Source organism: Aeromicrobium sp. REDSEA-S38_B2, assembly GCF_001628525.1.
In the GTDB taxonomy this organism is placed as follows: Bacteria; Actinomycetota; Actinomycetes; order Propionibacteriales; family Nocardioidaceae; genus Aeromicrobium; species Aeromicrobium erythreum.
Genome location: NZ_LUNH01000094.1, coordinates 1 through 5,614, shown reverse-complemented (window position 1 = coordinate 5,614; position 5,614 = coordinate 1). Strand labels below are relative to the sequence as shown.

Below are 5,614 nucleotides of genomic sequence, written 5' to 3'. Positions count from 1 at the left end.
CATCCGCGGGGTCATGATCTCGCCCGCCGTGCGGGTGCCGAACTCCACCGAGCGCTCCATCAGCTCGGCGGTGTCCGCGTCGAGGGTGCCCTCGTCGCCGAGTGCGAGGAGGTCCTCGCGGGAGGGCCCACGCGACGGCGGACCTACTCCGCAGGCGACTGGCTGGAGCCCGGCCTGATGTGCGGCGGGACGATCGAGGTGCTCGTGTGCGACCTCGCGTCGCTCGACGCGGAGCAGTGGCACCAGGTCGAGTGCGCGGCGGGCGGGAGGTCCGCGACCCTGACGCTCGCCGGCACCAGCATCTCGGTCCAGCGGCCGCCGGAGCTCGTGGTGGTCGGAGCCGTGGAGTTCGCCGTGGCGCTGTGCACGCTCGCGTCGCGCGCCGGCTTCGCCGTCACCGTCCTCGACCACCGCGCGACCTTCGCGACCAAGGAGCGCTTCCCCGACGCGACGGCGGTCGTCGTGGCCGACCTCGCGGACTGGTGCGCGACGCGCACGTGGTCGCCCGAGGACGCCGTGTGCGTGCTCGGGCACGACCTCGACCGCGACACGGTCGTGCTCGCGTCGGCCCTGGAGGGCGGGGCCGGCTACGTCGGCGCGATGGGCTCGCGCACCACGCACGAACGACGCGTGCGCGCCCTCGACGGCGTCGACATCAGCCGCCTGCGCTCCCCCCTCGGGCTCGACCTCGGCGGCTCGAGCCCCGAGCACACCGCCGTGGCGATCCTGGCGGAGGTGCTGGCCGTCCGCCACGGCGGCTCGGCGCAGCCGCTCTCGGCCACGACCGGACCGATCCACCGGTCCCCCGCGCGCCTCGACCCGGCCTGAGGGCCGGCCGACCTAGCCCCGGCGCTGCCGACTCGGTGGTGCGTCGGACCCGGTCTGCGCCAGCCGCCAGATCCGGTCGCGACTCATCGGCAGCGTGCGGGGACGTGCGCCGAGCGCGTCGGTGATCGCGTTGGCGAGGGCCGGGGCCACCGGGTTGTACGGTGCCTCGCTCATCGACTTCGCGCCACGCGGGCCGAGCTCGTCGTGGGTGTCGGCGAAGAGCACCTCGGTCGTGGGCACGTCGGCCATCTGCGGCACGCGGTAGGAACGGAAGGTGCGCGTCACGACGTGTCCGTCCTCCACGACCACCTCCTCCTGCAGGGCCGAGCCGATCGCCTGCGCGACACCGCCCTCCACCTGGCCCCGGAGCTGCTCGGGGTTGATCACGACGCCCGCGTCGGCGGCGTGCACCGACTGCAGCACCCGCACCTCGCCCGACGTCGGGTCGACCGCCACCCGGAAGCCATGGACGTTGAAGGCCACCGAGCGTGGGCTCCCGTCGTGGGTGCCCTCCGCCGACAGCCCGTCGGGCACGACCTCGCGGAAGCTCAGGAGCGACCCGTCGGGCAGGCGCACGCCGTCGCGCTCGAGCGTGCAGTGGCCGCGGGCGACGCCGGCCGCGCGGGCGGCGAGCGTGAGCAGCTCGGCGTGCAGCCGCTCGGCCGCCACGTGCACCGCCTTGCCCGCGACGACGGAGCCGGCCGAGCCGTAGGCGCCGGTGTCGTAGCCCGACGTCGCCGTGTCGCTCTGGCGCACCCGGACGCGGTCGGGCGTCGTGGCCAGCTCGGTCGCCGCGAGCTGGACGTGCACCGTCGTGGTGCCGTTGCCGAACTCGGCGGTGCCGACGGAGAGGGTGTAGCGGCCGTCGGCGTCGACCGCCACCGCCACGTCGGTGAAGTGCCCGCGCGGCGGGATGGTGGCGATCATCGCCATCGCGACGCCGCGTCCCGTCGGCCAGCCCTCGGGAGCGTCGTCGCCGCGACCCGACGCGAGTGCGGCGTCGACGAGGTCGAGGCACTGGTCGAGCCCGTAGGAGCCGTACTCCAGGTCGTCCTCCTCCAGCGCCGTGACCACGAACGGGTCGCCGGGCACGACGGCGTTGCGACGTCGCAGCTCGACGGGGTCCAGCCCGAGCTCGGCGGCGAGGTCGTCCATGGCCGACTCGATGCCGAACATGACCTGCCCGAGGCCGTAGCCGCGGAAGGCGCCCGACGGGAGCTGGTGGGTGTAGACGGCCTCGGCGTCGACCCGCTTGTTGGGGCAGCGGTACTGCGCGACCGACTCGTGGCAGCCGTGGAACATGACGCCGACGGCGTGGTTGCCGTAGGCGCCGGTGTCGGACAGCACGTCGAGCTTGAGCGCCGTCAGGTGCCCGTCGGCGTCGGCGCCGAGCGTGACGCCGACCCGCATGGGGTGGCGGCACGGCACGATCGTGAACTGGTCCTCGCGGCTCAGCTCGTACTGCACGGGGCGTCCGGTGCGCAGGACGGCGAGCCCGATGACGTCCTCGACGAGCATCTCCTGCTTGCCGCCGAACCCGCCGCCGACCCGGGCGGCGAGCACCCGGACCCGGTCGCGCGGCAGCGAGAGCACGTGGGCGAGCTCGTCGCGCACCAGGAAGGGCACCTGCGTGCTCGTGCGCACCACGAGGGTGCCGTCGTCGGCCAGCCAGCCGCGTCCGCCGTGCGTCTCGAGCTGGGCGTGCGAGACCCGCGACGTCTGCCACGTGCCCGACACGACGGTGTGGGCCGAGGCCAGCGCCGCCTCGACGTCGCCGTGCTCGTCGTGCAGCTGGGCGACGACGTTGCGGGTGGGCTCGGCGATGCGCGAGACGACCGGGTCCTTGTCGCCGTGCACGAGCGGCGCCCCTGGCCGACGCGCCGCGTCGGGGTCGAGGACCGCGGGCAGCACCTCGTACTCCACGTCGACGAGCCGGCAGGCCTCCTGCGCGGTGGCGACGGTCTCGGCCACGACCACCGCGACGCGCTGGCCGGCGAACCGCAGGACGGGGTCGAGCATGCGCGTGTCGTCGGGGTCGTCGAGCCGGCTCTGGTGCCGGCCGGTGGAGTAGAGGACGTCGGGGGCGTCGTGGTAGGTGAGGACCAGGTGGACGCCCTCCAGCGCCTCCGCCCGTGACGTGTCGATCGAGGTGATGCGCGCGTGCGGGTGCGGGCTGCCGAGCACCGCGACGTGGAGCAGGTCCGCCGGCGCCTCCAGGTCGAGGGTGAAGGGCTCCTGCCCGGCCACGACGCGGCAGGCCGCCGGCGCGGCGACCGAGGCGCCGAACGCCTCCCCCGCCGGGGCCTCGCCGACGTTGGCCGTGCCGGCGAGGGCGTCGCGGACCGAGCGGTAGCCGGTGCAGCGGCACAGGTTGCCCTTCATCGAGCGGCAGAGGTCGTCGTGCGCGAGCCCCTCGGGCAGCGTCGACGCGGTGACGACCATGCCCGCCGTGCAGAACCCGCACTGGAACCCGGCCGCGTCGACGAAGCGCTGCTGCACGGGGTGCAGGTCGTCGGGCGTCCCCAGGCCGGACGCCGTCGTCACCTCGCGACCGGCGGCCCGCACGGCCGGGAAGACGCACGAGTGCGTCGGGTCGCCGTCGACCAGGACGGTGCAGGCACCGCAGTCGCCGGCGTCGCAGCCCTTCTTGACGTCGAGGCGGTCGTGGTCGCGCAGGTAGGTGCGCAGGCACTGGCCCGGCGTCGGGGCCGTGGTGACGCTCGCGCCGTTGATCCGCACCTCGAACGCCCCTCTCTCGACGGGATCTGTCTCGACCGGACTGCTCATGCCAGCTCCTCCACGACCTCGAGCGCGCAGCGCAGGGTCTGCGCGGCACGCCAGTCGGGCGCGCCGTGCGGGTCGTCGTACCAGCGCTCGATCGTGGCCACCGCGGTCGCGACGTCGGACTCCGTGGGAGCCGGGCCGAGGTCGAGCACGTGGGGGCGGTGGGTCGAGGCGGTCACGCTGACGTGCACGCCGCCGTCCGGCTCGCGCCGGCCGACCAGCACCGCGCCCGAGCGGCCCATGGGGGTGAGCGCCGCGCGCCGGAAGGCCGTCGTCGACGCGAGCGACGCACGCGGCACCTCGAACGCACGCACGAGCTCGCCCGGGTCCAGCGACGTCCGGCGCACGTCGGTCACGAGCGACGCGACCGGCACCCGACGCTCGCCACCGGGCCCCCACACGACGGCGTCGGAGCCGAGGCCGGTCAGCAGCGAGGTGGCGCCGCCGGCCGGCAGCGCCAGGCACACGTTGCCGCCGACGGTGGCGCGCCGGGAGACCTTGCTCGACATGACGAGCGCCTCGACGCACGGCCGCGCCACCGCGAGCCCCGGCAGCCCGGACCGCTCGGCGTGCGTGACGAGGTCGAGGAGGGAGCACGTGGCCCCGATCGTCAGCCCAGTCGTCAGCCCGGTCGCGGAGCCGTCCGCTGCTCCGGCGTCGAGCTCCCAGTCGGGCCAGCCCAGCGCCAGGAGGTCGACGAGGCCGGTGGTCGTCACCTGCGGCTCGGAGAACAGCCACGTGCCGCCGGCCAGCCAGGTCTCGCCAGGTGCGAGGACCAGGTCGTCCGGGCCGGTGGGCAGACGGAAGGTCCCGACGGTGTGCAGGTCCACGGCCTCAGTCCTCGATCTCGCCGAGCGCGCGGTAGGCCGCCGCGATCGCGGCCACCCGCTGGCCCGCCGCCGGGCCGAGCGCGTCGAGGACGCGCGACGACAGCGCCGCGACGACGCTCATCGCCGCCGCGTAGCTGTCGAACGCGGCCTGCGTCGAGGCGCCGCACTCGATCCACACGTCGCCCGGCGACGCGAGCCGGCGGCCCGACGGGTCGGCCATGAGCACGACCCGGGCGCCCTGGGACCTGACGAGGTCGAGCAGCGCGGCGATCTCGGGCGGGCGGCGACGGAACGCGACCACGACCACGACGTCGTCGGCGCCCAGACCGACCACCTCGTCGGACAGCGACTGCCCCGGCGACGGCGCGACCCCGACGCCGGTCCGCGCCTGCGTCAGCTGCTGGGTCAGGTGCAGCGCGACCGGGTAGCTGTTGCGCATCCCGACGACCGTCACCGTCGCGGCACCGGCCAGCAGCGCCGCCGCCTGCTCGATCGCACCCTCGGCCGCGGTGAGCACGCGGTGCAGGTGCTCGACCTCGGTCTCCAGGTGGCGCGCGACGCTCGGCGGCGCCCCCACCGGCACCGGCAGGCCCGCGTTGCGCAGGACGAGCAGCTGGTCGCGGACCTGCGTGAAGTCCTCGTAGTCGAGCCGACGGAACAGCCGGCTCATCGTCGCCTTGGAGACACCGGCCAGGTCGGCGAGCTCCGACGCCCGGTACATGGCGAGGTCGTGCAGGTGCTCCAGCAGCACGTCGGCCGCACGGCGCTCCTGCGGGGCGAGGTCGGCGTACTTCTCGGTGATGCGCACCTCGATCGGCCGCGTCTCCTCGCGAGGAGCCCCTGACGGGTCCAGGGCGGTGGTGCTCATGAGGCCGCGACCTTCGCCGCGACCTCGAGGACGGCGGCCTCGAAGGCGTCGAGCCCGCGCGCGACGTCGATCTCGCGGACGTCCTCGTCGGGGTGGTGGCTCACGCCGTCGTGGCAGCGTACGAACAGCATGGCCACGTCGGTGACGGCCCCGACGGCCATGCCGTCGTGGCCGGCGCGGCTCCACAGCCCCATCGGGGTGGTGTCGCCCGTGCCCACGATGCCGCTGACGACGGCGTCGGTCAGCCAGGGCGCGCACGGCATCGCGGGCGCCCGGTGCGTCTCGGTGACCCGCAGCCCCAGCC

General features: G+C 75.1%; 5 protein-coding genes. 1 reads left to right on the top strand and 4 read right to left on the bottom strand.

The features are described from left to right. Positions 1-828, top strand: an 828-nt coding sequence (locus tag A6Q81_RS15775; RefSeq protein ID WP_286691051.1) for an XdhC family protein, incomplete at its 5' end; no start/stop codon positions are given. A 12-nt stretch (positions 829-840) separates the two neighbouring features. Here the strand turns inward: A6Q81_RS15775 and A6Q81_RS15770 are convergent. The 4 genes from A6Q81_RS15770 to A6Q81_RS15755 all read right to left on the bottom strand — a co-directional run. Further along, positions 841-3,615 carry a molybdopterin-dependent oxidoreductase gene (locus tag A6Q81_RS15770; protein WP_286691050.1) on the bottom strand — a complete coding sequence of 925 codons (2,775 nt, stop codon included), beginning with the start codon at positions 3,613-3,615 and terminating at the stop codon, positions 841-843. Further along, a complete protein-coding gene (locus A6Q81_RS15765; protein ID WP_286691049.1) occupies positions 3,612-4,442 on the bottom strand; it encodes an FAD binding domain-containing protein in 831 nt (276 codons plus the stop codon). The genes A6Q81_RS15770 and A6Q81_RS15765 overlap by 4 nt, the downstream gene beginning before the upstream one ends. 4 nt (positions 4,443-4,446) lie before the next feature. After that, complete coding sequence (locus A6Q81_RS15760; protein WP_286691048.1) at positions 4,447-5,310, bottom strand: MurR/RpiR family transcriptional regulator; 864 nt, start codon at positions 5,308-5,310, stop codon at positions 4,447-4,449. After that, positions 5,307-5,614, bottom strand: a 308-nt coding sequence (locus tag A6Q81_RS15755) for a M20/M25/M40 family metallo-hydrolase (RefSeq protein WP_286691047.1), incomplete at its 5' end; no start/stop codon positions are given. The genes A6Q81_RS15760 and A6Q81_RS15755, both read right to left, overlap by 4 nt.

What these genes read in the sequence shown, in the direction of transcription:
- A6Q81_RS15770 (WP_286691050.1), bottom strand. Translation starts at nt 3,615, where the DNA reads ATGAGCAGTCCGGTCGAGACAGATCCCGTCGAGAGAGGGGCGTTCGAG.
- A6Q81_RS15760 (WP_286691048.1), bottom strand. Translation starts at nt 5,310, where the DNA reads ATGAGCACCACCGCCCTGGACCCGTCAGGGGCTCCTCGCGAGGAGACG.